At 67.7% G+C, this 24,720-nt stretch carries 28 protein-coding genes and 3 pseudogenes; 14 read left to right on the top strand and 17 right to left on the bottom strand.

All coding sequences use genetic code 11. The features are described from left to right. Positions 1-71 precede the first annotated feature (71 nt). Positions 72-574: pseudogene (locus OG990_RS16545) on the top strand (transposase); the annotation flags it as partial. Positions 575-756: 182 nt separating this feature from the next. Here the strand turns inward: OG990_RS16545 and OG990_RS16550 are convergent. Then, the gene (locus OG990_RS16550) at positions 757-1,599 is read right to left on the bottom strand and encodes a TRM11 family SAM-dependent methyltransferase (protein WP_406081344.1); all 843 of its coding nucleotides are present in this window, start codon (positions 1,597-1,599) and stop codon (positions 757-759) included. Then, positions 1,592-2,164 carry a hypothetical protein gene (locus OG990_RS16555; protein WP_406081346.1) on the bottom strand — a complete coding sequence of 191 codons (573 nt, stop codon included), beginning with the start codon at positions 2,162-2,164 and terminating at the stop codon, positions 1,592-1,594. Before OG990_RS16555 ends, OG990_RS16550 begins: the two co-directional genes overlap by 8 nt. 282 nt (positions 2,165-2,446) lie before the next feature. On the opposite strand from OG990_RS16555, the gene OG990_RS16560 reads away from it, so the two are divergent. Beyond that, a complete protein-coding gene (locus tag OG990_RS16560) occupies positions 2,447-3,265 on the top strand; it encodes a hypothetical protein (RefSeq protein WP_406081347.1) in 819 nt (272 codons plus the stop codon). Between the two features lie 382 nt (positions 3,266-3,647). Here the strand turns inward: OG990_RS16560 and OG990_RS16565 are convergent, their stop codons facing one another. Next, entirely contained in the window at positions 3,648-3,962 is a 315-nt protein-coding gene (locus OG990_RS16565) for a DUF7002 family protein (protein ID WP_406081778.1), read from the bottom strand. Next, positions 3,874-4,290 (bottom strand): annotated as a pseudogene (locus OG990_RS16570) (DUF7002 family protein); the annotation flags it as partial. The gene OG990_RS16565 and the pseudogene OG990_RS16570, both read right to left, overlap by 89 nt. A gap of 222 nt (positions 4,291-4,512) precedes the next feature. On the opposite strand from OG990_RS16570, the gene OG990_RS16575 reads away from it, so the two are divergent. The 3 genes from OG990_RS16575 to coaD all read left to right on the top strand — a co-directional run bounded on the left by OG990_RS16575 (position 4,513) and on the right by coaD (position 6,520). Then, the gene (locus OG990_RS16575; RefSeq protein ID WP_406081349.1) at positions 4,513-4,878 is read left to right on the top strand and encodes a VOC family protein; all 366 of its coding nucleotides are present in this window, start codon (positions 4,513-4,515) and stop codon (positions 4,876-4,878) included. Positions 4,879-5,081: 203 nt separating this feature from the next. Beyond that, complete coding sequence (locus tag OG990_RS16580) at positions 5,082-5,885, top strand: inositol monophosphatase family protein (protein ID WP_406081350.1); 804 nt, start codon at positions 5,082-5,084, stop codon at positions 5,883-5,885. A gap of 200 nt (positions 5,886-6,085) precedes the next feature. Beyond that, positions 6,086-6,520 carry a pantetheine-phosphate adenylyltransferase gene (gene coaD / locus OG990_RS16585; protein WP_406081352.1) on the top strand — a complete coding sequence of 145 codons (435 nt, stop codon included), beginning with the start codon at positions 6,086-6,088 and terminating at the stop codon, positions 6,518-6,520. Between the two features lie 79 nt (positions 6,521-6,599). On the opposite strand, the gene OG990_RS16590 is transcribed toward coaD, so the two are convergent. The 4 genes from OG990_RS16590 to OG990_RS16605 form a co-directional block, all read right to left on the bottom strand. Then, positions 6,600-7,028, bottom strand: coding sequence for a site-specific integrase (locus OG990_RS16590; RefSeq protein ID WP_406081779.1), 429 nt, complete (start codon positions 7,026-7,028; stop codon positions 6,600-6,602). Between the two features lie 50 nt (positions 7,029-7,078). Continuing rightward, positions 7,079-7,585: an NUDIX hydrolase gene (locus OG990_RS16595; RefSeq protein WP_406081354.1), complete on the bottom strand. Its 507-nt coding sequence runs from the start codon at positions 7,583-7,585 to the stop codon at positions 7,079-7,081. Between the two features lie 109 nt (positions 7,586-7,694). Then, positions 7,695-8,759 (bottom strand): hypothetical protein, encoded by a 1,065-nt coding sequence (locus OG990_RS16600; protein ID WP_406081356.1) that lies wholly within the window; start codon positions 8,757-8,759, stop codon positions 7,695-7,697. 293 nt (positions 8,760-9,052) lie between these two features. Continuing rightward, positions 9,053-9,817 carry an alpha/beta fold hydrolase gene (locus OG990_RS16605; RefSeq protein ID WP_386990432.1) on the bottom strand — a complete coding sequence of 255 codons (765 nt, stop codon included), beginning with the start codon at positions 9,815-9,817 and terminating at the stop codon, positions 9,053-9,055. Positions 9,818-10,059: 242 nt separating this feature from the next. Here OG990_RS16605 and OG990_RS16610 point away from each other — a divergent pair, with 242 nt between their 5' ends. Next, the gene (locus tag OG990_RS16610) at positions 10,060-10,494 is read left to right on the top strand and encodes a hypothetical protein (protein WP_406081358.1); all 435 of its coding nucleotides are present in this window, start codon (positions 10,060-10,062) and stop codon (positions 10,492-10,494) included. 86 nt (positions 10,495-10,580) lie between these two features. Here OG990_RS16610 and OG990_RS16615 read toward each other — a convergent pair whose 3' ends face one another. Then, positions 10,581-11,867: an IS256 family transposase gene (locus tag OG990_RS16615; protein WP_406078358.1), complete on the bottom strand. Its 1,287-nt coding sequence runs from the start codon at positions 11,865-11,867 to the stop codon at positions 10,581-10,583. Between the two features lie 249 nt (positions 11,868-12,116). Here OG990_RS16615 and OG990_RS16620 point away from each other — a divergent pair, with 249 nt between their 5' ends. Continuing rightward, positions 12,117-12,548 (top strand): transposase, encoded by a 432-nt coding sequence (locus OG990_RS16620; RefSeq protein ID WP_406081360.1) that lies wholly within the window; start codon positions 12,117-12,119, stop codon positions 12,546-12,548. A 110-nt stretch (positions 12,549-12,658) separates the two neighbouring features. Continuing rightward, positions 12,659-13,165 carry a hypothetical protein gene (locus tag OG990_RS16625; protein WP_406081362.1) on the top strand — a complete coding sequence of 169 codons (507 nt, stop codon included), beginning with the start codon at positions 12,659-12,661 and terminating at the stop codon, positions 13,163-13,165. 100 nt (positions 13,166-13,265) lie between these two features. Here the strand turns inward: OG990_RS16625 and OG990_RS16630 are convergent, their stop codons facing one another. Both OG990_RS16630 and OG990_RS16635 read right to left on the bottom strand, forming a co-directional pair. Beyond that, positions 13,266-13,928 carry a transposase gene (locus OG990_RS16630; RefSeq protein WP_406081364.1) on the bottom strand — a complete coding sequence of 221 codons (663 nt, stop codon included), beginning with the start codon at positions 13,926-13,928 and terminating at the stop codon, positions 13,266-13,268. Between the two features lie 295 nt (positions 13,929-14,223). Beyond that, a complete protein-coding gene (locus OG990_RS16635) occupies positions 14,224-15,099 on the bottom strand; it encodes an alpha/beta fold hydrolase (protein ID WP_406081365.1) in 876 nt (291 codons plus the stop codon). A gap of 515 nt (positions 15,100-15,614) precedes the next feature. On the opposite strand from OG990_RS16635, the gene OG990_RS16640 reads away from it, so the two are divergent. Next, entirely contained in the window at positions 15,615-16,733 is a 1,119-nt protein-coding gene (locus OG990_RS16640) for an IS630 family transposase (RefSeq protein ID WP_406081661.1), read from the top strand. Positions 16,734-16,859: 126 nt separating this feature from the next. Here OG990_RS16640 and OG990_RS16645 read toward each other — a convergent pair whose 3' ends face one another. Further along, a complete protein-coding gene (locus OG990_RS16645; RefSeq protein WP_406081366.1) occupies positions 16,860-17,582 on the bottom strand; it encodes a class I SAM-dependent methyltransferase in 723 nt (240 codons plus the stop codon). Between the two features lie 219 nt (positions 17,583-17,801). Further along, positions 17,802-18,353, bottom strand: a complete 552-nt coding sequence (locus tag OG990_RS16650; RefSeq protein ID WP_406081368.1) for a hypothetical protein — start codon at positions 18,351-18,353, stop codon at positions 17,802-17,804. Positions 18,354-18,593: 240 nt separating this feature from the next. Between OG990_RS16650 and OG990_RS16655 the strand changes: the two genes are divergently transcribed. Further along, positions 18,594-19,604, top strand: coding sequence for a hypothetical protein (locus OG990_RS16655; protein WP_406081369.1), 1,011 nt, complete (start codon positions 18,594-18,596; stop codon positions 19,602-19,604). Between the two features lie 229 nt (positions 19,605-19,833). Here OG990_RS16655 and OG990_RS16660 read toward each other — a convergent pair whose 3' ends face one another. Next, a complete protein-coding gene (locus OG990_RS16660; protein ID WP_406081371.1) occupies positions 19,834-20,139 on the bottom strand; it encodes a tyrosine-type recombinase/integrase in 306 nt (101 codons plus the stop codon). Between OG990_RS16660 and OG990_RS16665 the strand changes: the two genes are divergently transcribed. Beyond that, complete coding sequence (locus OG990_RS16665) at positions 20,126-20,371, top strand: hypothetical protein (protein ID WP_406081373.1); 246 nt, start codon at positions 20,126-20,128, stop codon at positions 20,369-20,371. The genes OG990_RS16660 and OG990_RS16665 overlap by 14 nt on opposite strands. 235 nt (positions 20,372-20,606) lie before the next feature. On the opposite strand, the gene OG990_RS16670 is transcribed toward OG990_RS16665, so the two are convergent. Continuing rightward, positions 20,607-21,146: a TetR/AcrR family transcriptional regulator gene (locus OG990_RS16670; RefSeq protein ID WP_406081375.1), complete on the bottom strand. Its 540-nt coding sequence runs from the start codon at positions 21,144-21,146 to the stop codon at positions 20,607-20,609. Positions 21,147-21,168: 22 nt separating this feature from the next. Continuing rightward, positions 21,169-21,618, bottom strand: coding sequence for a hypothetical protein (locus OG990_RS16675; protein WP_406081376.1), 450 nt, complete (start codon positions 21,616-21,618; stop codon positions 21,169-21,171). A 100-nt stretch (positions 21,619-21,718) separates the two neighbouring features. Here OG990_RS16675 and OG990_RS16680 point away from each other — a divergent pair. Together OG990_RS16680 and OG990_RS16685 are read left to right on the top strand one after the other, a co-directional pair. Next, positions 21,719-22,030 (top strand): annotated as a pseudogene (locus OG990_RS16680) (LysR substrate-binding domain-containing protein); the annotation flags it as partial. A 406-nt stretch (positions 22,031-22,436) separates the two neighbouring features. Beyond that, positions 22,437-22,961, top strand: a complete 525-nt coding sequence (locus tag OG990_RS16685; protein ID WP_406081780.1) for a YfbM family protein — start codon at positions 22,437-22,439, stop codon at positions 22,959-22,961. A gap of 173 nt (positions 22,962-23,134) precedes the next feature. On the opposite strand, the gene OG990_RS16690 is transcribed toward OG990_RS16685, so the two are convergent. Next, a complete protein-coding gene (locus OG990_RS16690; protein ID WP_406081377.1) occupies positions 23,135-23,740 on the bottom strand; it encodes a hypothetical protein in 606 nt (201 codons plus the stop codon). 521 nt (positions 23,741-24,261) lie between these two features. Here OG990_RS16690 and OG990_RS16695 point away from each other — a divergent pair. Next, positions 24,262-24,675 carry an SRPBCC family protein gene (locus tag OG990_RS16695; RefSeq protein WP_406081379.1) on the top strand — a complete coding sequence of 138 codons (414 nt, stop codon included), beginning with the start codon at positions 24,262-24,264 and terminating at the stop codon, positions 24,673-24,675. The last annotated feature ends 45 nt before the right edge of the window (positions 24,676-24,720 follow it).

Here is a 24,720-nt window from a genome sequence, read left to right on the forward strand (position 1 = left end):
TGAGCCGCACCGCCGGGGACATCCTCGCCGCCGGCTGCATCACACCGGTCATCGTCTGCGGACGCAACGATGACGCCGCCCGATTCTGCCGCCACTCTCCGGGTGACCGATGGTTCGTCGACGAGACGTACGTCATGGTCAATGGTGTGGCGGTACGTGTACCGGCCAGTTGACCAGTACGGGCAGGTCATCGACGTGCTCGTCTCTGCCCGCCGGGACGCTGGTGCGGCCCGGCGGTTCTTCCGTCGGGCGCTATCGGCGTTTGAAGGTGACACCCAGCGAGGTGGTCACCGACGCCGCCGCGGTCTACCCGGGCATGCTTGACGAGCTGATCCCGTCCGCGTGGCACCACGTCGAGCAGTACGCCAATAATCCGATCGAGGCTGATCACAGCCGGCTCAAACAGCGGTTGAGACCGATGCGCGGGCTTCGGACCGATGAGACAGCGCAAGTGGTCATTGGCGGGCACGCCTTCATGCAGAACCTGCGCTGCGGACACTACGAACTCGCCGTCGACGCCCCGCGGGCTACACGGGTCGCTGCTTCGTTCACCGAACTCGCTCAAGCGATCTGACCGCGGACCCTCGCGGGTTCAACACGTCCGCCGATCCGATAACGCAATGGCGCCGGCGGGAGACGGTGGCTTGAGCCCTGGCCCTCCTTTGACCGGGCCGCCATGGACCACGACCGCACGGTTGGTCACGTTTCCCGGCGTCTGCCTTGCCAGGTTCAGAACTGATGAACTCGGCAAGGCTTTCAACGGCGGCGAAGGACCAGCACGTCCTCGTGCGCCACCAGGTGCACGGGGATGCCGTCGTCGCGGCTGCGGCGGACGGCCATCATCCCGAACATGCTGGCCCGGTGCACGACCTGCCCGTCGCGGACGGCGGCGAGCATCGCCGCCGTCCGCTCCACCGGGGTCAGTCCGGCTGACTGCGCGGCGGCGAGCAGTTGGCCGGGCAGGTCGATCAGGTCATCGCGTTGGCGGCGTACCGGTCGGGAGGTGATCACCACGGTTCCGCCGGGACGCAGCAGTCGGTAGCTGGCGGCCAGGATGGAGGCGAACCCGTCGAGCAGGCGGGACCATCCCGTATAGGCGAGGTTGCCTCGTTCCCGGTCGGCATACAGGTGGTCCCGCTTGCGTACCCCGGTCCTCGTCGTCTGCACGAGGCCATGTGTCCCGCGCCCGTACGGCGGTGACGTGAGCACGAGGCTCACCTGGCCGACCGCCGACGCGGGCACCAGGTCGAGCAAGCCGGTGGCATCCCCGGTGAGCACCGTCGCCGTGCCGGCGGCGTCCTGCGACGTGGCAAGGGCAACGTTGGCCTCGGCGAGGGCGGTGTAGCGGGGCTCGATGTCGATCCCGATGCCCTGCCGGCCGAGGTGCATGGCTTCCACCAACGTGGTGCCGCACCCGCACATCGGGTCGAACACCACATCGCCCGGCGCGGTGTACGCGCTGATCGCGTGTGCGGCCAGGTGCGGCAGCATCTTGGCCGGATGGCTGGAGGTCTCCCGGACGTAGCGTCCTCGCCGCTGGTCACGGGCGGGTATTTGGCAGGTCAGCCACACCGAGGTGATCGGCAGGCTCTCAGCCATTGGCGCTCCCGCTCTTTATCGCGCTGCGGGTCAGGATCAGTACGTCGGTGTGGATCGCCAGCTGCGCTTGCTGGCCACGGCGGGGCGGCCGGTCGGCTGCCACGATGTGCTGCAGGTACGCCAGCCCGGCCCGCTTGGCGGCGATGACGACGTCGACCGGCAGGGCGACGTCGCCGTGTGCCAGCAACACCGCCACGCAGCCGCCCGGCGCGAGGTGGGCGCGGCAGCGGAGGAAGAAGTCGACCGGTGAGGTGTCGTCTACCGGCCAGCCGGTGACGATCAGTGTCGCCGACTCGCGGCCCCAGCCGGCGGGGCGGGCCGTCTGGAGGTGGCTGCGGCGGTGTGCCGCGATGACTGCGCGGGCCAGCTGTGGTCCTTTGGCCAGGTCGATGATGAGGTCGGATGGGTGGGTGAGGTTGTGGACCAGCCGCACGCCCATCGCGTTGGACATGGTCTCCCCCTCGTGCGGGGCGGGGACCGGCCAGACAGTGATCGGCACGGGTGGGTCGCCGGGCACCACGTCCCCCACGGGGACCGGCGCGCGGTGATGGTTTCTGTCGGTCATGGGCACGGTGGCCCCCGGACCGGCGGGCGTACTGACGATTTCCAGTGCGCCGCTGACAGGCCGATCGAACCCGCCCCTGACCTGACAGCACCGGTCATCCGGGCCGGTCTGACAGCCACGTCAGCGGGTCGGCGGTGGTGAGCACAGTGGCGAACCTGACACGACCGGTCACGACCTATCCGGGTCTGACAGACGCTCGTGGTGTCAGGTCGCGCTGTCCCAATCGGAGGTCTCGGAGCCTTCGCACTGGGCGAGGCGCTCCCGTCAAGGGGGAACATCACCATGGCAACGACCACCCGCACGAGGACCGCCAACACGGCGCTGACCACCGCCGAGAAGGCTTTCGAGCTGCTGACCTGCGAACCGGCGCCGCTGGTGTTCGACGCCCGGCTGGTGCCGGGCCTGCCAGACACCACAATGCCGTTGGACGAGCTGCGCAAGCTGCTCATGCTCGGGCGCTACGACAGCGACACCACCGACGAGCTGTGGCGGCAGCTGGCCCACCACGCCCGCGAATGCGGACCGGCCTGGGTCGTGGGCGCGATCGGCGTGGCGTTGCCCGCGTTGACGCACCTCGCGGCGAAGATCAGCCGCGGCTACGCCCGGCACACCGACGACATCGACTCCGAAGTCCTGGCCGGATTTCTGCAATCTCTGCGTAGAGCGGATCTCGCCCCACCCCGGCTATGGCTGCGGCTGTGCTGGGCGGCCTGGCGCGCCGGAGCCGCGGTCGTCAAGGCCGACGACGGCGAGGAACTGCCGCTGGACCTGTCCACCGGGTCGCGCTCACCAAGGATGCCCTACGGGCACCCGGACCTGCTGCTCGGCCGGGCAGCCGCCGCCGGCCTGATCACGGCCGAGGCCGCTGAGCTGATCAGCGCCACCCGGTTCGGCGACGCGCTGATCGAGCACCTGGCTGCCGAGAAAGGCGTGACCGCGCCAGTCCTGCGGATGCGCCGCCGCCGCGCCGAACGCGTCGTGGCCGCCGCCGTCACGCAGGGCGACCTGTCCGGACCGATCCCCCCGTCCGGCCGCTGCGAAGCCGCCATGGGGGCCCGACAACACCACCCGCTCGGCAACAGGCCGAGTACATACCGGTAACGCTGCGACAGATCAAGATCCATTTTCAACGCGATCATTGCACCTACTCGGGCACTGCTCTCGCTACCAAGCCGACCACTCCAGCCGGCGAGACCTGATCCCCGCCCCGCCATGGCAAGCGCGCGGATCGCGGCATGACCGGATGCCAAGATCGATCGGGGACTGCAGCCCAGTCTGGCCGCGCCGCTGGCGACCGGGCTTGTAGAGCTGATGAAACGCGCGTCCTGCCGGTCATCGGTCCCGACGGTGGTAGGCCACTGGAGTCGTCGAGGACGAGGAAGCCGCGGGAAGGACCGGCGAGTTGGTGAAGGCTGATCCCGGGCACGTGTTCGTGCGCCGGCCTGCTGGATGGAGCGCAATGTGGCCGCGAAGGGTGCGGGACTCAGTCGATGGTGCCTTCGATCTTGTCGGTCAGGTCGAGGATGTCAGGGACGGCGTCCAAAACGGTGACCTCGACCAAGGCGCCATCGCGGCCAAATCGGCGGCGGTACTCGTCGTAGGGGTAGTCGGCGATCGGCAGCCAGGACCGGTGTCCTCGTAGGGGGTGGTTCTTCTGCGTTACCGCCCCGGAGTTGAGCCGGCAGAGCTCGATTCGTGGGCCGTATCCGCTTGACGAGGGCGCGGGTGTCGACGTGCAGGACGACTTGGTCCTCGGTGCGGTACTCCTTCGCTTGACGCAGCCGGTCCAGTCGCTCAGCGCTGGCCCAGAAGAAGACCCGGGAGTTGATGGCGGCGAGGTACTCGGTCAGCGAGGAGCGTGGATCAATCTTCTCCGCGACGAATTTCATCGGCTTCTGATCGCGGATCACGGCCGGCGGCAGGCCGAGCGCGCGCAGAACCGTGGACTGCTTGCGAGGTGCACTCAGGAGTCGCTCACGCTCGCCGGCGTCAAGGCCGAACAGATCGATCAGTTGCTGCGTGGACAGCAGGCCGTGCCGTTGCACCGATGGCCAAGCGATCGCCGACATCGTGTGGAAGACCCGCGGATGGCGCGCGATCAGTTCCTCGACGTCCATGCCAGTCATGATGCCGGACGTCCGCGATTACGGGCCATCAGGGATCCGGTCCGACATCCTCCATCACCTGGTTCACGGGTGTTCTGCAGCGCTGGCGGTCCTCGGCGCTACGCCTACGCCTACCGAGACAACCGCTACCTGTAGCGACCGGGTGAGAGGACGTTCGACGGCCAACAGCGCGGCACGTCACCGAGGCAATCCGGACGTGCATCGTCCGCAACCGCCCGTACCATGGCCGGCGTGGCCATCGCTCGCTTCCCCAGCATCGTCATCGACTGTCCCGATCCTGGTGCGCTCGCAAGGTTCTACGGCGCGATGTTGGATTGGAAGATCGACGTCTCCTCCGACTGGGCTGAGGCCCGCGCGGAGTACGGTCAGTGCATCTCGTTCCAGCAGGTAGATGGGTACACGCCGCCGACGTGGCCAACCCAGGAACTGCCCCAGCAGATGCACCTCGATGTGATCGTTGACGACCTCGATGCCGCCGAGGCGGCAGTGCTCGATCTCGGCGCAACCAAACACCCGCACCAACCCGGTACGTCGTTCCGGGTCTTCCTCGACCCGGCAGGTCACCCCTTCTGCCTCTGCATGAACTGATCCGGACGGGCAATCCTCAATTGCAACAAGCCCTGGGCGGCTCGGCGTGATGTTCACGCTCATCGGCAAAGCCGGACGTGTCCTGCAGGTCGATCCACCAACGCCGCCCCATCAGCGGCAGATCCGGATATCTGATCGAGGCTCGCCCGCTGTGGGCCGGACGGCAGTTCCCACTCGGAACCCGCCCGATCTATTGTGCGTGCATGTCGATCAACGATCGGGATCTGGTCATCAAGGCGGCGGAAGCGGGGGCTGCGGTCGTGCGCTCTCACTACGGGATAACCCTGACACGCTTCGAGAAGTCTGCAGGGGACTTCGCCACGACGGCCGACATCGAAGCGGAGAAGGCCATCCTCGACGTCCTGCACGCTGCCCTGCCGGACGACGTCGTGGTGGGAGAGGAAAGCGGGCGCACGGGAACCGGCGGGAATGGTCGTACGTGGCTGGTCGACCCGTTGTGCGGGACGCTGAACTATGCCGTACACAACATGCTGGTCTCGGTCAACGTAGCTCTGCGAACCGGCACGCAGGTCGTCGTGGCAGCCTCGGCGGACCCGTTCGCCGATGAGGTGTTCTGGACTGATGGCGCTGGTGCGAACGTGCGTCGCGACGGCGTGGACGAGCGACTCGCCCCATCGGCCGAGTCGAGGCTGGTAGACGTCAATCTCGATCCGCCGTTCCCCAACGAGCGAGTCTTCCGGGCCGCCCGGTTACTTGCCGACGAAGGGTTCATCGAGCAGTTTCGCCCGCGCGTCGTCTCCACCACCCTGGCGGTGGCTTGGGTCGCTGCCGGCCGACGCGCCGCCTACGTGACCGATGGCCACCTACGCGACAGCGTCCACTTCGCGGCCGGTATCGCCCTCTGCCAAGCGGCCGGCTGTGTGGTCACCGGGATCGACGGCCAGCCACTTCACACCGGAGCGGGCGGTCTCGTCGTGGCCGCCGACGAACAAACGCACTCTGCCCTGCTGACCCTTGTTGAGAACCAGCGTGCAGGAAGGGATTGATCGGGTATCCCCATCTCGACACGAACGGACGCTGACCGGGCGTGCGGTCTGCGGCAGATCAGGCTGCCGGCGGTGGTCGGCGGTGACGACAAGGCCCAAAGTCGGGTCGGCACATGTACGGCTGGGATGATCGTGGCCATGTGGTTGGAGTCGCGGTGACGGCTACATCTGATCGTAGAGCGGGACCGGTACGCGGTTCGTTGGCGGTCTATCCCGGTACGTTCGATCCGTTCACCCCGGGGCACCGCGACCTGGTGGCCCGTGCTCGGGTGATGTTCGACCGGATCATCGTGTTGCTGGCGGTGAACGCCGACAAGCGACCAACCGCCGAGGCCACGGCCAGGGCCGTACGCGTGCGCGACGCCATGCCGGCAGTCTGGGGCAATGTCGAGGTGGACACCTGGACCGGCCTGACCGCTGCCTACTGCCTGCGCCGCGGCGCCACGGTCATCGTCCGCGGCGTGCGCACGGCCGCGGACCTTCGCTACGAGTACCAGCTCGCTGCGATGAACGAGCAACTCGGCATTCAGACCGTCTGGTTGCCGTCCCGTCCGCAGCTCGCCGCCACTTCGTCCACGGTCGCACGCGCATACCGCTCAGCACAGTCGACCCGTCCGTGGCATAACGCTGAATAGTGAGGCCTAGGGGGTACCGGGACGGTGGCAACGCCTCAAGGTGGGTTGCACTCTCATCGGCTAAAGCCGCGAGCGCTGGTTATGTCCCGGAGGCCATGTAGGCGGCCAGGATGTAGTTGGGGTGCCGGTCGAGGTTCTTGCGGGCCCGGTCGTAGCGCATGGTGGTTCGCGGGCGGACGTAGTCGGCCGGCGAGTGCTCCAGGATGGCGTCGATGACGCAGACCCGGTAGAAGCCGACCACGACTGACAGGCGCCGTGAGACCGTCGAGGGCTGGTACCAGCGCACGTCCTGCAGCCAGCGCACGTACCGCTCCACGTCCACCCGTGCCGCAGCCAGCGGGTCGAGGTTCTGGTCGGTGCACCAGCGCAGGAAGACTCGCAGGTCCGACTCGGTATGAATGCGAGTCTGCCCACGGTAGCGGCCCAGGAAGGCGAACACCGCGGCGCGCAGAAGGAGCTGGTCGGCAAGTATGACGCTGGAAGCGGAAGCGGAGAGGCAGTCATACATCACCGTGCGTCACCAGCTGCGATGAACACCAGCCCACCCGGCGCGGCAGATCAGTGCGCCTCACCGGCGCTGCCGAGGTGGAGCGGCAGGACCGCGGCAGTCGTCACGGCCAGTTCGCGGTGGAGAACCTCATCCCGCGGGACGAACACCATTGCGCGGCCCTCGCCGACCACCACATCCTGTTGCCGAGCATCGGTCCTTCCGCGAAAGACGTGAACAGTCACCGCATGCGGGAAGCCGGCCTCGTACGGGCGTGGGCCGCTCCACAACGCACGCAACTCACCCGTCGTCAGGCCCGTCTCCTCCAATAACTCCCGGTGCGCCGCCTGTTCAGGCGTCTCGCCCGGCTCGACATGGCCACCCGGCAGGCTCCACTGGTTCGGAGAAGCCGAGGTTTGATCATCGCGATGCTGCATGAGTACCGCCTCTGAGGAATCGACGAGGAGCACCAACGCAACTTCATAGGTCGCCATGGCGAGATCGTGCCAGGCCCCGCTGCCGGGCCGGCACCATGCGGCGCACTCATCGCGGCAGAAGCGGACGTCAGCCTCGATCATTCGAGATGGCACATACTCGGCAGCTCAGCTGGCGGGCGTCGGCGCCCGTGGCGCCAGCCGACCGCTGCGAAGGTTTCATTGCGCTGTCTGGCCGGAACCGTGTGAGGGCCTACCCGCGCTGCGAAGGTTTGACCAGACCGAGCCAATGCGCGGCCTCATCGGCCGGAAGCATGCCATCCACGGTTACCGTCGGGCGCATCAACGGGTATGGCCGGCCGGCGTTCCAGCTCCGCGGGTACGGCGGCGGATCGATGACGACGACTCGCTTTCCTTCCAGCTTCGGGATATCCGCGGGACGGCCCTCGTTCCAGATCCATTCGCCGTGGGCGTCGACCAGGTTGAAGTTCCCTCGGATGCCGCCTGCCGGTATCAGGTCCTCGCCGTCGGAGGCCGCCGCGATCTCCGCGGCGCTTGGCCGTTGACCGGGCACCAGGCCCCGCGACTCGTCGCCGATCAGGGCGGCGGCGAGGAGCGTGTGCAGCTGAAAGTTGTCGCCGACGCCGCTTATCGTCACCCGATAGCCGCGTCGGGTCGCGCGGTGCAGCACGACCAGCGGTTCGTCGTCCAGGACAAGCATCAGCCCGTACAACCAATGCGCCGTGCCGATGTGCTCACGCGTCGCGTCGATGGCGGCGGTAAGCCGCGGTCGCTCGGGCAGCACGGCCCGCACGTCCTTGCGCTGCGAGAGATACAGCACCGGCTGAACCCACTTGTCGCCGGAGAACCACGCCTGCACCAGGTTATAGGCGTCCGGCTGGGCCATCCCCCGGTTGGGCGCCGTCTCGACGAACCGCCCGATCGTCGGGCCGATCTGCTCTGCATCATCGGGGTCGGGCAGGTCCCCGAACACCGCACCGTACAACTCGGCGAAGCGGGCCGCCTGCTCCAACGCGTTGGTGGCCCGCCTGACGAGCGTCGGCACCACCACCGCCGCATCGGTGCCGTAGTCCGCCATGCTGCCGGCAATCTGGGCCAGGTCGCCGCCCATCCCGAGCGGGATCTCGGCAAGCACCGAAGTCAACCTGGCCAGGGCCGCGTCGACCTCGTCAGGGCGCGCCTTCGGCGTGGCGCCCACGATGCCCCGCAGGGCCGCGAAGAACCGCTTGTCGTCGCGGCTGTCCACCGCGCCGACCAGGTTGTCGACCCGCTTGCCCAGGTCCGCCTTGAACAGCATCAGGCGATCTTAGCGTTCGGTCTCAGGGAGTCCTTCCCGTGCCGAAGACCAAGTGAGACTGCGACCAACGCCCTCAATTCGGCATGTGCGCATGCTGGCCGAGTCGGCACGTCGTGACGCTGCGTAGCGCGCGGATCGCGGCAGATCCGGGCACTTGCTTATCGCGGCTTCGATGCGCTACCCGGGTCCTGAGCGGGCTGCGAGTCGGGTATACGCCTGGGTCGACGGGTCGGCCGGGCGTTCACGATGTCGTTCAGGGTGGATAGTCATAAGGTCGGGGCAGGGAACGGCGGTCAGGCGGTGAAGAAGCGGTGCAGTGCGGGCGCGACGACCGCCGGGGAGGCTACGTGTCCCTGGCCGGCGAACGTCTGGCGCACCGCGTTCGGGAGGAGCGCGGCAACGGCGTCCGCCGCGGGGGCGAAGAAGCCGTTGTGCTCGCCGGTGGCGATCAGCGCCGGCTGGGTGACCGTCGCGAGGCGGTCGGCCGGCGGCGGGCCGTACAGGGTGGCGTCATTGGCCAGTGTCGGGGCGAGGGTTTCCAGGCCCGGCCAGTACGGCGACTGGCGGGCGCTCTCGAGGTCGGTCTCGGACGAGCCGGCTAGCCTCATGAACAGCGCCACCGCGTCGCCGCGCCGGTCCGCCGCGAGGGCCGCGGCGAGGCGCTGCCGATACTCGTCGTAGTGGGGAGCAGAGTCTGGGTCCGGGTCGTACGGGACGTCGTACACCGCAAGCTTGTCGATCGGCAGCCCAGCCGCGGCGGCCTCCAAGGCGAACATTCCGCCGGACGAGACGCCGTACACGAAAACGGGTGGGCCGGCCTCGGCGATAAGCGCCGCGATGTCCTCAATCTCGCGCTGCACGGCGTACGGCGCGGTGTCTCCGCTGCCGGCGCGGCCACGGCGGGCGTAGTTGTAGACGGTGAAGTGCTCGGCTAGCGCCGGGACAAGCGGGGCGTTCTCGGAGCCGTCGTCCAGGCCCCCACCAACCAGGACCAGCGCCGGCCCGGTGCCCTGCCGCTCGTACACGATCGACGTGCCGTCTTTCGAGATCACCTTCATGATGCCCCCTCGTGTCGGCCGTGCCACACAGGCGCGGATCCAGGACGCCGCCAGCCCAGGACGGACGATCCGCGCGGCGACGGTACGTCATCACGACTATCCCAGTGCTCGTAACACGCCAGCGGACACGTTGCTGCGCGCTCATCGGCAGAGTCGGGCGGTAGCGGCTGGTGGGCGCGCGCTCGGCGGCATGAGTCTGCGCAGTGAGCGGATGCGTCGGCTCATCCACTACCGTCCGGGCTGTGACAGCCAAAGCAGCGGGAGCGTTTCGTCGGACGTCGATCGAGCGATCAGACCAGCGGGTCGCATGGGAACGGACGGACCATGCCTTCTTCGCTGCCGGAGCGTGTCACATCCTCGCCTGGGTCTGCCGGGATTCCTATCCAGACCGGCCCATCGAGATAACCGCGGTGCGCTTCCCGGGCGAGCGGCACGTCTTCCACACCTACGCGGCCTGGGATGGCTGGGCGTTCGACCACTCGGGCTGGAATCCCGAGCCGCAACTGCTGGCGGTCAACACAGACTTCGAAGGCCATCCGCTAGAACGCATCAAGATCACAGACAGTCTCGCTGAGTTCTGCGAGAAGCACCACCACCGCATGCCGAACCAGTACTGGCATGGCCCGCTCCCCCGTGCTCACGACTACGTCGGCCGATACACCCCGCCCTGGGCGTAGCCCCTTACCCGGGCACTCACACCGGCGAAGCACATCTGTCGAGCTGGCTGGGGCTGTCTCGCTAACGGTGTTTCCGGCGATCTTGGTTAGTAGGTTTCAGCGGCTGGGAAGCGGTCGCTGAAGGTGATGGCGAAGGCGTTCAACGCGGGTTTCCAGCGCATCGTCCATCGGGTTCTTCCTGCTCCGGTGGGATCCAGGGACCGGGTCACCAGGTACAGACACTTCAACGCGGCCAGCTCGTTCGGGAAATGCCCACGGGCTTTGACCGCTCGGCGGTAGCGGGCGTTGAGGGACTCGATCGCGTTGGTCGAGCAGATGACCGTGCGGATTTCGAGGTCGTAGTCGAGGAACGGGATGAACTCGGCCCAGGCGTTGTCCCACAACCGGATCACCGCGGGATACCGCCCGCCCCACTTGTCGGCCAGGTCGTCGAACGCGGCCCGGGCCGCGGTGGCGTTGACCGCGGTGTAGATCGGCTTGATGTCCCGCTTCAACTCGTCCCAGTACCTGCGTGAGGTCAGCCGGAACGTGTTGCGGATCAGATGGATGATGCAGGTCTGCACCACCGTGCGGGGCCACACGTTCGTGACGACCTCCGGCAGGCCTTTCAGGCCGTCGCAGACGAGGAAGAACACGTCCTTCACGCCCCGGTTGCGCAGGTCGGTCAACACGCTCATCCAGAACTTCGCACCCTCACCACCCGTGCCGGCCCACAGCCCGAGGATGTCCTTCTCCCCGTCGAGGGTGACCCCGATCGCGGCGTAGAACGGCCGGTTCGCGACCTGCCCATCGCGGACCTTGACCACGATGGCGTCGATGAACACGGCCGCGTAGATCTCATCCAGGGGCCGGTGCGACCAGTCGGTCATCTCCTCGATCACCTTGTCAGTGATCCGGGAGATGGTCTCCTTGCTGACCGAGGCGCCATAGATCTCGGCGAAGTGCGCGCTGATCTCCCCAGTCGTCAAACCTTTGGCATACAACGACAACACCACCTCGTCGACCCCCGACAGGCGGCGCTGCCGCTTACGGACAATCTGGGGCTCGAACGTGCCAGCCCGATCCCGCGGCACATCGATTGGCACCGGCCCCGATGCGTCGGTCAGCACCGTCTTCGGCCTGGTGCCGTTGCGGATGTTGCCCGCGCCGACGCCGGCCGGATCATGTTTCTCGTAGCCGAGGTGCTCGGTCATCTCCTCGTTCAACGCGGTCTCCAGGACCGTCTTGGTCAACTGCTTCAGCAGCCCATCCGGGCCGGTCAGCGACAGGCCCTGCTCCTTCGCGGCCCGCACCAACTCGGCCGCGGCTTTCGCCTCCGCCGACGGCTCGGGCCGCTTCTTACGTCCAGTCTGGTCGTTCAGTGTCGCGGTCATCACGGCACCCTCCTCACCAGGCACAACGCCCGGCAGGTCAGGCCGGAAACACCTTTAGATCCACAGACCCAGCTGGCTTAGCTACGCACGGTGATGGCCGCATCGGCCGCCTACGCGCTCGATCCGTGTCAGAAGAGAACGCGCCGCTACGCGGCATAGAAAGAGGTTCTGCGTGTCGATGCAGGACGTAGGAACGTCCCCCTGATGCGCTTGTCGGGCTTGGTGTCCCATCGCAGGAGGAGGAGGTTCATGGGTAACGGTAGCGGTGTGTCCCGGGGTGATCGCAACCGCAACGCGCGGCTTGCTCGGCTGCGGGCGTTGGTGCCGGTGACCAACGCGATCGTGGGGATCGACTTGGCCGACGCGAAGCAGATCGTCGTAGTCACCGGTCACGACTCGAAAGTGTTGGCCCGTAAGACATTCCGCTGCCGGGCCTGGTATCTGGGTGCAGCGTTGGACTGGGCGGCCGAGCGGGCCGCGGCGAAAGGGTGGGCGGGGGTGACGGTGGCGTGCGAGCCGACCGGGCACCGCTGGCGGGTCCTCGGCCAGCTCGCTGCGGACCGGGCGATGCCGTTCGTGTGCGTGCAGCCGATGCTGACGTCGTGGGCGCGGCGCAGTGAGGACCTGACCTCGGACAAGACCGACGAGAAGGACGCGGTGCTCATCGCTCGGCTGCCGTAGCGGTCTGGGCATCAGTGGCCGAAAATATCTCGCACCCCGCGTGAGCTGCTCCGCGGTCGCCGCCCAGTCCACTGACAGGAGATGTCACCTGACCGACGTAGCGTGCGGGCATGACCGAACAGATCACCGCTGAACAGAGCACTGACGGCCGGGACGACTTCGACTTCTTCTTCGGCCGGTGGCATGGCGCGATCCGCAAACTCGCCGACGTCACCGACCGCGACTGCACCGAGTGGGTCGAGTTCGAGGCAAGCTGCGATTGCGCCCCGATCCTGGATGGACTGGGCAACTTTGAGACCGCGATCATGCGTCCCGGCAGCGAGGCCGTTGAGGGAGCGACCCTGCGCCTGTTCGACCCGGCCAGCCGGACGTGGCGGATCTGGTGGATGTCGGCGCGGCTGCCGGGAGTCCTTGACGCGCCGGTCGAGGGGCGCTTCGAGGGCGACCGTGGGATCTTCGAAGGCCCGGATGAGTTCCATGGCAAGCCAATCCTCGTGCGCTACGAGTGGGATCTACTCGGCGCGGACAAGGTCCGGTGGGCGCAGCGCTTCTCCTGGGACGGCGGCGCCACCTGGGATGATCTAAATTGGACCACCATCTGGACCAGGCTCGCTTGACCTCAGACCGCTGCGTTGTGACGTACCTACGCCATACCGCTGGTGGGTGCACCGCCGGTCCCCTCGTCGCGGGTGCCTTGGTCCATGGTCCTGCCCCGTCCTAGTCTCGCGACGGTCGCCGGGCGTGCAACTGGCGCAGGATCGCCGCGGCGATGACGGTCTGGGCTTGGGTTGCGGTGAGTTTGTTGGTCTCCCGGGTGGTCAAATGCTGGTAGCGGGCGGCATGGACGGCATTGCTGCGCTGGGCGCCCCAGACCGCCCGCCAGGCGGCCAGACGCAGCGCGGGTCGGCCCTGGCCGGTGAGTTTGGTGCGACCAACGAACGTCCCGGACAGTTTGTCCCGCGGTGCGAGGCCGGCGTGCTTGACCAGGGCAGGGGCGGAAGCGAACCGGCTCGGGTCACCGGTCTCGGCGAGGATCGCCGCCGCGCCAACCACGGATAGGCCGGGGATGGAGGTGACCAGTTCGGTCAGCTTGAGCTCGTCGAGGACGCGGGTCATCCGGGTCTCGGTGTCGGCGAGCTTGTCGGCGGCGGTGTGCCAGTCCTGCAGCAGGAACGCGACCCGCTCCAGCGCACCGGGCCGGTGGGCGGTCACCCCGGTGGGGTCGGCCAGCGCGGTGAACGGGTGCCGCAGTATGCGCAGCGAGGGTTTGCACCCGCCGCGGCGGGTGATCTCACGGCGCACGGCCTGCTCGAACCGGGCCGCACCGAGGCGTCGGGTGCGGGCGAGGTCGCCGCCGTCACGCTGGCAGATCACCGTCATCGCTGCAGCCCAGGTGCGGGACCGAACGGCTGCTTGGCGGTATCGAGCGCGGCGGGCCAGACACGGCTCGGCGAGAATCCGAACGCCGATCCCTGGAACTGACCCGGTTGACGAGTAACCCTCGACCGACGCTGTTCCACCGCTGTGACCGCTTGATCTGGTCCGCCTGCACGCGCACTGTCATCGGCACGTCCGGACGATAACCGGGCCAGCTCGGCGTAACGCTATGTAGCGCGCGGATCGCGGCAGAAGCGGATGCGCCACGCGCCTCTTGTCGGGCGGGGCTAGGTTCGGCTCAGGTCTGTTGGAGAAATTGCATGAGCTGCGCGGTGAGTTCGGCCGGCTGTTCCTCGAAGATCCAGTGGCCAGAGTCCTCGATGACGCCACCAGTTACCGTCGTGGCGTACTGCGCGACCTGGGTAGGTACCGCTTCCCCGAGGCTGGCTCGGGCGCCGAGTGCGAGAACCGGCATGGTCAGCTTTGTCTTGCCGTACTCGGCGTTGTCGGCGACATCTCGGGGCAGTGCTCGGAAGTAGTCGAAGCTGGCCCGCAGATGAGCGTCGTCTTGCAGGTACCGGGCGTACTCGCGGACATCGTCATCGCCGATGCCGGTCTTCTGGACTTCCATCGAATCGGTGAACCGATCCACCCAGAGGGCCTCGCGACCGTCCACGATCTGTTCCGGCAGGCCGTTTGGGAGGCTGAAGAAGCCGAAGTTCCAGAAACCCGGTCCCTTCGGGGTCAGTGACGGGGCCTGGTACAGGCTCTGGTCAGGGATAGGCGCTTCCGTGAGCACGAGCTTGCGCACGTGATCGCGGTGAGCGGCGGCATACGCGTACGCGACCATGGTCCCAATGTCGTGTCCGACGATGCTGACGTCGTCATCGAGGCCGAGTTGGGTGAGCAGGCCGTACACGTCGCCGGCGAGGGTCTTCTTGTCGTAGCCTCCTGCCGGGGCGTCGCTGCCGCCGGCTCCCCGAAGGTCAGGCGCGATGACCGTGTAGTGCTCGGCAAGCTCCAGCAGAACCTTGCGCCACATGTACCACGTCTGGGGATAGCCGTGCAGCAGGACCAGTGTCCTGCCCCGACCGCCCCGAACATAGTTGATCGTGACGTCGCCGACCTGCGCCGTCTGCTCCGTGAAGGAACCCGGAATACGTTCGCCGCCCATTGCCACTCCCTCTGATGACACACGCGGTCCGTGGGCTACCCAACCCCGGGGCTCGTACACCTCCCGAGCGCCGGTGTATCCCCGGGGCGTACCTGACTGGCTGGGCAACGCGATGCCCCGGAAGCGACGCGGCGGGGCCGGGCTGAACGGATAGCCACACTCTCATCGGCACGACCGGGCGTTCTCGCGCCTGGATGCGCCATGGTCGACGGCTACCGATAGTGACGGACGCGCCAGCACTGCTGCGCCTTGCCTGCGGCAGATGACTGCGGTTGACCGTTCTGTTTGGCTGTCCAGAGGCGCGCGGACAGCAAGGGTCGGGCCCCGCGCGTAGCCCGGGCCAGAGCCGACGAGACCAGCCATGCCCGTACCCACTGGCCAAGGCCTGTGCGTTCCGGCCGGAATGCTCACCTGGCCGGTCGTCCCTAGTGCCCTGACCACAAACGTTGGCCGGGTTGGGTGACACACCGAGCCGGGTCCGCGACGTGGGCCCGGTGTCGGTCGAGGCTGTGCGGGTGGCAGAACCTGTTCGAGTACGCCGATTAAGCGATCCTGAAGGTCAGAAGCTGCAACGTCTCGTCCGTCGGGGGACGGGCTCAGCGGTGCGACTTCGCCGGGCGATGGTGGTGCTCGCCTCGGCCGGCGGTAATAGCGTGCCGGTCATCGCCCGTCTGGTCCAGGCCGACGAGGACTCCGTCCGCGGTGTCATTCACCGGTTCAACGAGATGGGCATGCCCAGCCTGGACCCTCAGTGGGCGGGTGGCCGTCCCCGCCAGATCAGTCCTGACGACGAACAGTTCATCGTCTCGACGGCTAACACCCGCCCGACGAAGCTCGGGCGACCGTTCACTCGGTGGAGTATCCGCAAGCTCGTCGACTACCTGGCCGGCAACCCCGACCGGACCGTAGTCGTGGGCCGCGAACGGCTGCGGCAGCTCCTGCGCAAACACGAGATCACCTTCCAACGGACCAAGACGTGGAAGGAGTCGAACGACCCGCAGCGGGAAGCAAAACTGGCCCGGATCGAGCACGTCATGCACCATTTCCCGCAGCGGGTGTTCGCGTTCGACGAGTTCGGGCCGCTGACGATCCGTCCGCAGGCCGGCTCGGGATGGCAGCCGAAGAACCATCCGGACCGGCTCCCGGCGAACTATCACAAGCTGCACGGCGTCCGGCAGTTCCACGGCTGCTACTCCGTCGGTGACGACACCATGTGGGGTGCCATCCACCGGCAGAAATCCACGGTCAACACCCTCGCTGCCCTCAAGTCGATCCGCGCGAAACGGCCGGACGGTGCGCCGATCTACGTCATCCTCGACAACCTGTCGGCACACAAGGGCATCGCCATCCGGCAGTGGGCGGCCCGGAACAAGGTCGAACTCTGCTTCACCCCGACCTACGCGTCCTGGGCCAACCCGATCGAAGCCCACTTCGGGCCGCTACGCACTTTCGTGGTCGCCGGATCCGACCACCAAAACCACGTCGCACTGGGCCGTCACCTGCACCGATACCTGCGCTGGCGCAACGCCAACGCCCGCCACCCCGACGTCCTGGCCGCTCAACGCCGCGAACGCGCACGCGTCCGCAGCGAACGACAACACCGCTGGGGCCACCCGACAACGAAAGCGGCGTAACCAACCCGGCCAACGTTTGTGGTCAGGGCACTAGCGGCATCTCCTCATGGTCGAATCCGGCGTCGTCGCCTCCGGTGACTGGCCCGTCGCTTGCGGCGGGCGAACCACTCGATGCGCGACCGGGCATCAGTGATGGTCTGCCGGCTTACGCGCGAGGATGAGCCGGTACCGTGGGCTGCTGTCCCGGTGCCGGCCCAGGCCGGTCAAGGCGACGGCCGTCGCGGTGAAGCCAGCCGCCGTCAGTTCGTCGAGGACTGCGGGCAGCGGGCTGCTGCGGTAGTACATGACGAATGGGGGGCGCCACACGGCATTGCGGACCCGCATGGCCAGGTCGAATCCGAGCGTGGCCCAGTGCGATACCGAGGTGAGGGGCGGCGGCGCGCCGACCGCGAAGGTGAAGAGCCCGCCGGGCCGCAGCGCGCGGTACACCCCCTCGAAGAGCGCAGTCCGTTCGGTGGGCAGGAAGTGCCCGAGCGCTCCGAAGGTGACCGCGAGGTCGAAGTTCTCAGCGAAAGGCAGGGCCCGGGCGTCGGCCTGCACCCACGTCGCGTCCGGATGTGCGCTGCGCGCCTGCGCGAGCATGCCCGCGCTGAAGTCGACGCCCGTGATCCGTCCTTGGCACAGCGGCCTGAGAACCTGCATGCCCGCACCAGTACCGCAGCACACATCCAGTCCCTGGCTGAACGGTCCGAGTTCGGACAGCACGTGGGCGGTCGCGCCGAGAATGCTCTCCGGGGTGCGAAAGGGCGTGTGGTCGAACTTCGGAGCCAGGAGGTCGTAGCCCCGCTGGACCGAGGACAGCGCCTGTATGCACAGTTCACGCAGAGACGGGCCTTGAGGCGAGAACACCGGCCGAGGGTACCTGCCGGACGGCGGTCCTGCCGGCTGGGCGAAGCCCGGGCAGCGTCGGCCGGAATCAAGACATCGAGGAAACGCGCACTCCACGCCCGGATCCGTTGCCCCGTCGCCGACGTCTGACCACCAGCGCGAGAACACTCACCCCAACGTCGTCGTGCACGGCTGAACGCGTCCGACCAGCGGCAGTTCGGCAAAGCCGCGAGCGGCTGGCTATGTCCCGGAGGCCATGTACGCGGCCAGGATGTAGTTGGGGTGCCGGTCGAGGTTCTTGCGGGCCCGGTCGTAGCGCTGGTGGTTCGCGGTCGGCGTGGCGGCGGCGATCTGCACGTCGCGCAGGCTGACGCCGGCGGGCGGCGGCGTGCCGGTCCATCCGCACGCCGAGGGTGTTGCGCAGGATCGGCCCGCCGGTGCGGTCGTCAACGGCCCGGTCGATGGCTCCGGCCACTGCAGGTGGCAGCGGGACGAGCACGACCTTGCCACCCTTGCCGCGCATGCGCAGTACCCGGTGGCCGTGCTCCTCACCCAGGTCGGCGATGCTGGCCCGCAGGCTTCGAAGATCCGCAAGCCGAGCAGGCCCAGAAGCGCGACCAGGGCGAAGTCGTTCGGGTTGGTCGACAGCCGGGCGGTGGTGATCAGGGCCTCGAACTGCAGGTGACCCAGCCCGAGGGTCGGCGAGGCCGGCACCGTGGGCCGGCGGACGTCGTCGGCCGGCGAGTGGTCCAGGACGGCGTCGATGACGCAGACCCGATAGATCGCGACCACGACGGACAGGCGCCGCGAGACCGTCGAGGGCTGATGCCGGCGTACGTCGTTGTGGCTACTCGTTCCGCAGTGTGTGACCTCGACGTTGCGATGCCAGCGTCGGGCGCCAAGCGTCGGGGCGTCCGGTGCCGATCGTGCTGGCCAACTTCGACCGCTTCGGGAACGGGAGGCGAGTCCCTGGCCGCCGGCAAATCCGTAGGGGTCCCGCGCTGCGGGGCCGCTTCTGCCAGGATGGCGGCCATGTCTGAGCTGGCGCTGACGATTCCCGGGTACGAGCTGCCGGACGGTGCCCGGCTTGTCGACGGGAATGTCTTACTGGAACGGCCCGGGTTCTGGCCGGTGTACCTGACCTACATGGGCGGCGAGGTGTATGACACGTCGGCGGCGTTCGACGTACCCGAGTCCGAACGCTCTGACATGGAGCGGGCGCTTCTGGATGGGGCGCGGTGGCCGGTGTTGTCGGTGCGGCTGACGCCGGCGACTCAGCGGTGGTGGCGCTGGTTGCGCATCGTCAATCGCAACATGCCCGGCGATGGCGGGCTCGACGTGCTGGTCACCTCGGATCTGGGCGGGTCGGCTGTCCGGATCGCCGGGTTGGGCGAGTTCTACGGTCCCGCATTGTGCTGGGAAGAGCTGCACGCGCTGGCCGACATGCCCGATCCGGTGCTGACCCGCGAGCAGCGGCTCTTGTTGGCATTGCCGTTCATGGGCGACGGAGTGGTGCCGGCGGATGCCCGTACGGTCGTTGCGGAGGCCTTGCGGCCCGTGGGGGCGACCGGCGACGTCGACACGCTCGTCAGTGATCTCGTGGATCCGGAGGGGTGGGGTCCGGGGATGTGGGAGATCCGGCACGGCGTACGGATGTGTCGGGCCCGGCACGCGCTGCGGCACATGCAGGACGCGTCGCTGAACGAGCTGCGGGAGGTCGATCTCGCGTTCGGTGGCCGGTTCTTTCGCAGTCGATCGGGTAGCCGGGAGTACCGGCCGCGCGCGGCGGGCCGCACGGTGCCGCGATGGCGGTTCGAGGTGGCTGAGGCCTTGGCGGACGGTGCGGGTGTGCACCTGCTGGGCCGCCTCGACGGCGAGATCCGAGACGGGGAACCGGCGCGACTCGTGGACGGTGAGGCCGACGTACCGATCGCGGCGGTTCGCGTCGGGGAGGATCCGGCGACGCGGAGGCTGGTCCTGACCATCGACGCCGAGGTGGCACCGCCGGAGCCCGGGGCGCTGATGCATCCCGTGGACGGATAGTGCATCCGTGCCTGGTGCCGGATTCCGCGGCCGAGCTGCCGCCACCTGGGCTCCCTCTGGCGGCCGGTCGCCTGCACCGTCCTGAGCCGGCGGAAAATCTGCGTGGACCGTTGCTAGCCCCGCCGCCTGGTGTGTTGTGGCTCCATGCTGCGCCCGGACGGCCGCAGCACGATCGCGATGGCGAACCTTACCGGCGACGACGTGGCCGGAGATCCGCTCGTTGTGGTCGCTACGTTCCGGAGGCCATGTAGGCGGCGAGGATGTAGTTGGGGTGCCGGTCGAGGTTCTTGCGGGCGCGGTCGCGCATGGTGATGCGAAGGTCGGCGTGGCGGGTGGCGATCTGTACGTCGCGCAGGCTCACGCCGGCGTCGAGCATGGTCGTGACGAAGGTGTGGCGCAGCATGTGCGGGTGCATCCTCGGCATCCGGATCCCGGCGGCGGCAGCCAGGTGCTTGAGCCGGCGGGTCGCCGCATGCCGGTCGATCCGCGCCCCGATGGCATTGCGCAGAATCGGACCGTCGATGCGGCCGTCCACCGCACGGTCCACGGGCCCTGGCCACCGCGGGCGGGAGCGGGACGAGGACGACTTTGCCGCCCTTGCCGAGGACGCGAAGGACGCGGTGGCCGTGTTCCTCGCCGAGGTCGCCGATGTTGGCGCCGCAGGCTTCGCAGATCCGCAGCCCAAGGAGTCCGAGCATGGCGATCAGCGCGAAGTCGTTCGGGTTGGCCGACTGTCGTGCGGTGGTAATCAGGGCTTCGAACTGTAGGTGGCCCAGCCCGAGGGTGGGTGATTCGGGTGGCACGAACGGTCGACGGACGTAGTCGGCCGGTGAGTGCGGCAGGATGTGGTCGATGACGCAGACGCGGTAGAAGCCGACCACCACCGACAGTTGGCGGGAGACGGTCGAGGGCTGAAAGCGGCGTACGTCCTGGAGCCAGCGCACGTACCGCTCGTCCGCCATGAGGCCGACTTGGTTCGGCATGGTCAGAAAGGTGCGTGTGTCACGGGTCTACTTGGGGCTGTGGTGTGCAATAGATGGCGAACGCGCTGATCGCGTAGGCCCAGGCCGCGTCGAGGTCGGCGTTGGGTGGGAATCGGTTGGCCAGCTCGAGATCGACAAGGCCGTGCGCGAGGCCCCAGATAGCACGCGCGGCTGCGATGTTGCCGCCGGTGACCTTCAGCAGGGGCGCGGCCGCCGCGGCCTCGACGCCGGGCGCGAGACGTGGACGATCCACGGAATGGCGGGCACTGAGCTCGTAGAGGTGAGGGTGCTCAAGCGCCCACCGCCGGTAGGCAGCAACGAGCGTGGCCAGGTCGGCGCCGGCCCCGGCCAGCACGGCACCGAGCCGTTCCAGCGCGCGCTGTTGCAGTGCAGCTTCGATCTCGGTCTTGCCGGCGATGTGCTTGTACAGCGAGGGTGCCTGGATCCGCAGTTCGTCGGCGAGGCGCCGCATGGTCACCGCGTCTGGGCCTTCACGTTCCAGGATCCGCTCGGCCGCGTCGACCACCTCGCCGCGGCGGTTCACCAGCGCCTCGGACAAGCCTGGATCGCTACCAGTGTCCTCATCCGGCGCGCTGGGTGGTGCCGCGCCAGCCCGGGGACGACGTCCAACCGCGACTCAACACGTAGGCGCCGACGAGGAGCACCGAGACGGTGCCATCCCAACCGACGATCGTTGCGGTGTCGGCGATGCCGCCGTGGCCGGCGTAGAGCAAGGCGGTCACCGTGAGCGCGACCTTGTGGAAGATCACCAGCTCCCACACACCTCGGTAGCTGCGCGGTGCCAGCGCAAGCAGCACGAACAGGCCCGCGAAGACGACGAGGCCGTAGGCTCGCCAGGTCTCGACGACTTTGGTCCCGCCATCGGCGTCCCAAACCGTGCCGGCCGCGGTGAGCGCGGCGCCGGCGGCGCCGACGGCGGCAAGCCACAACATGATCCTTGCGATCCGATCGCGGCCAGATCGCGGCGACCGCGCCGATGTGGTCGACACTGTGGAACTGCTGGTGATCATAAACTCTCCTCGGATCTGGCTAACATCGTTAGCCAGACCGTAGGCTAACGCTGTTAGCCGAGTCAAGAGGTAGTCGGCCCCGGGCGCGGGCTGCGAGAACTGCCGCCGCGAGTTCCTCGAGGCCTGCGACCAGGCGGGCTTCGTCCCCCCCATCGCGTACACCAGCGACGACATCATCGTCCAGCAGGCACTGGTCGCCGCGGGCATGGGCGTGACCACGATGCCGGGGCTGGCACTGCGCACCCACCACGCGCACGGAATCGAGGCCAGCGTCCTTCGCGACTTCCGGCGGCACGTCTATCTGGCCACCTATGGCGACCCGCCGGATCCGCCCGCGACCACGGCCTTCGTCAGCGCACTGCGCCACGCCGTCCAGCAGGCCCGACCAGGCGAGCCGACCCCACCCACGTAGGGTCCCGCACTCGACGAACACCAAGGAGGCGGCAGAAGATCCACCGAATCCACAAAGCCATCCCGGACGTCCGCTGACCAGATGGCGGACAAGCGTCGTCGTCGCCGTACCACTCAACCTGATCGCAGCCGTGCACTACCTGTCCGCCACCGTGAACGGGGGCGAATACATGCGCACCGTCCGGGCTGAGAACACTCTGCTACTGGTCGCCGCATTCGTGGCACTCGTGATCAGCACGACCGCCGGTATCCAGGTCGTCCGGTGCACCGCAGCAGACCACTGTCGCGTGCCGTAACACGATGTGACGCGCGGCCCGCGGCAGAAAAGTGCGCCGCCGGGTTGCCGGAGATCCTCGCTCGCCGTTGGGGGAACTGTCGTAGCCGGAATTTAGGCTGGCGCCGTGAGCATGAACGGCAACTGGCTGCGCGTTTCCCCGGACGAACTGGAGCAGGCCAGGACCGACCTCGGCTGGGCCTACGAACTCGCCATGACGGAACGGGACGACAACTCCGAACGCTGGACCGCCACCGACAAGGCATGGAACGGACTCGATTTCCTACTCGACCGGCTTGGCCTCGAGATTCCGCTGGTCCTAGGAGCGGAGGGATTCGTGGAACTGCCAGACGTCGAACCCGACAGCGAGGAGATGTTCGATTTCCTGGAGAACCTCGAAGACGACTGGGGCTACGGGCCGCCCTCCTATCTGACACCGGTCCAGGTAGAGGCTGCGGCCTCGCGGCTGGCCGCGCTCACCGAAGACGACCTCATCTGCGGCGTCGACCCGCTGGAGTTGAACCGGGCCGAGATCTACCCCGGAACCTGGGAAAGACCCGGCGAGCTGGCGTGGGTGGCACACTATCTGCCAGGCGTCAGAAGCTTCTTCGCTGCAGCCGCCAAGGATGGCGACGCGGTGATCTGCTGGCTTGACTGAGCGGCGGCTCAGCCCGCCAGGGCACCCCGAGTGGGTAGGACCGCGTTCACGAGCTAGCCGAAGGGGCATCGTGTGCCGGCTGGTGCGGGAAGCCGCAGAGCGATCGGAACCCGCGGCAAAACCCTACAAACGGTGATGGAACTTCTCATCCCGCGCGCACCGCTCACGGCAGATCAGTGCGGCGGGCGAATACGGCCATTCGACGATCGCCAGTGCTTGAGCGCGGAATCGGTGAGCCGTCGACGCGCGGACGGCACCAGCACGAACGCGCCCGCGACCACCGTACCGATCGCCAGCGGGATCACCTGCCCGTAGGGCCAACCATCGGCGAAGATGACGTCGTTGGCACCGGGTTCAGGGTCGTAGACGATCTGAATCCGGTCACCGGCGGCCAGATGTGGATCGCCCCTAACGGTCTCCAGCACGCCCAACCGATCGCCATCCCGCGCCGCGACAGCGACCGTGACGAAGCTACCATCGACCTTCGTCACGACCGCCTCCGCCGTCACACCATACTGGTCGAACCGCCACCCGTCGTAGAAACTGACCGCGGTCCCCGCCAGCAGCCCGAGGAAGAGCAGCCAGAGGAACACCGAACTGGCCCTCAGCAACGCCATGTCCCAATTCCACCGCATCCTGTCGTTCGCACGACGGTCGCGATGCCGGCCTCTGAGCAGCCAGTGCCAGGCGTACACAGCGGCGATCGTCATGAGTACGCCGAACAGCGCACCGCACGACACGAAGCCGATGGCCGCCTCCGGGACCGCGAACGCGGCCACGAGCACGGTCGTCCAGCACGCCACCGCGGCGGTGGTCGTGGACATCATGTAGACGTAGGGGTGCTTGCCCCACCACCCGAGGTCCGATCCTCGAACCATGAGGCCATGGTGCTGGACCTGTCAACACGGCGATCGCAGGCCACGGCAAGGGCTTCGCCGCGCACGAGGCCAGCCCACGGCACAAGGTCCAATTGGAGGACGCACCACCGGGCCTCGACGGCTGACCCTTGCGCCGCTACGTCCTTGTTGGACAACGATGATTCGAAGCGCTACGCGGGGAAATGGAGGCCGCCGCGAATGATTGCCGAATTTTCAGCGCACTCTCATCAGCAGTTCAGGGTGTCGGCCCGCCAAGTGAGCCGCTACCGAGCGTGACGGCTTGCCGCTGGCTACCACGCGCGGACGGCGGATGCCAGAAGCGATGCCAGAATCCACGCCTCAGTCCTTCCGGCGATTGGGTGAGCGGGGCCGGTAGGCTGCGCCGGAGCATCGCCTCCGTGCATCGATGGGAAGTATGAGTCATGGCCACGGTCTGTGTCGAAGTCACGATCGACATCCCGGCGCAGCGGGTGTGGGAGGCCGTCGCGGATGTTGGTGCGGTACACCGGCGACTGTTGCCCGGCCGGGTGGCTGATGCCCAGATCGAGGGTGACGTCCGCATCCTGACCATGCCGGACGGGTCGCGGGTCCGCGAACTCATTCTCGCGATCGACCACACCATCCGCAGGATGGCGTACACGGTGACGGACGGGCAAAGTTTGCCGTTGACCTACCACCACGCGGCGTTCCAAGTATTCGACGACGGCGATCACAGCCGGCTAGTCTGGCTGACCGATGTCCTCCCACATGCCATGATCGATGCGGTGCGGGGCCGGGTCGAGCGAGGAATCGAGGAGATGAAGGAAGTCCTCGAGTCCAACGAAGCCAAACGATAGGCAGCGCACTCTTCTCGGCACGATCGGGTTTGCTCTGCTCGAAGT

Source organism: Micromonospora sp. NBC_00858, from assembly GCF_045207365.1.
Lineage (GTDB): Bacteria > Actinomycetota > Actinomycetes > Mycobacteriales > Micromonosporaceae > Micromonospora.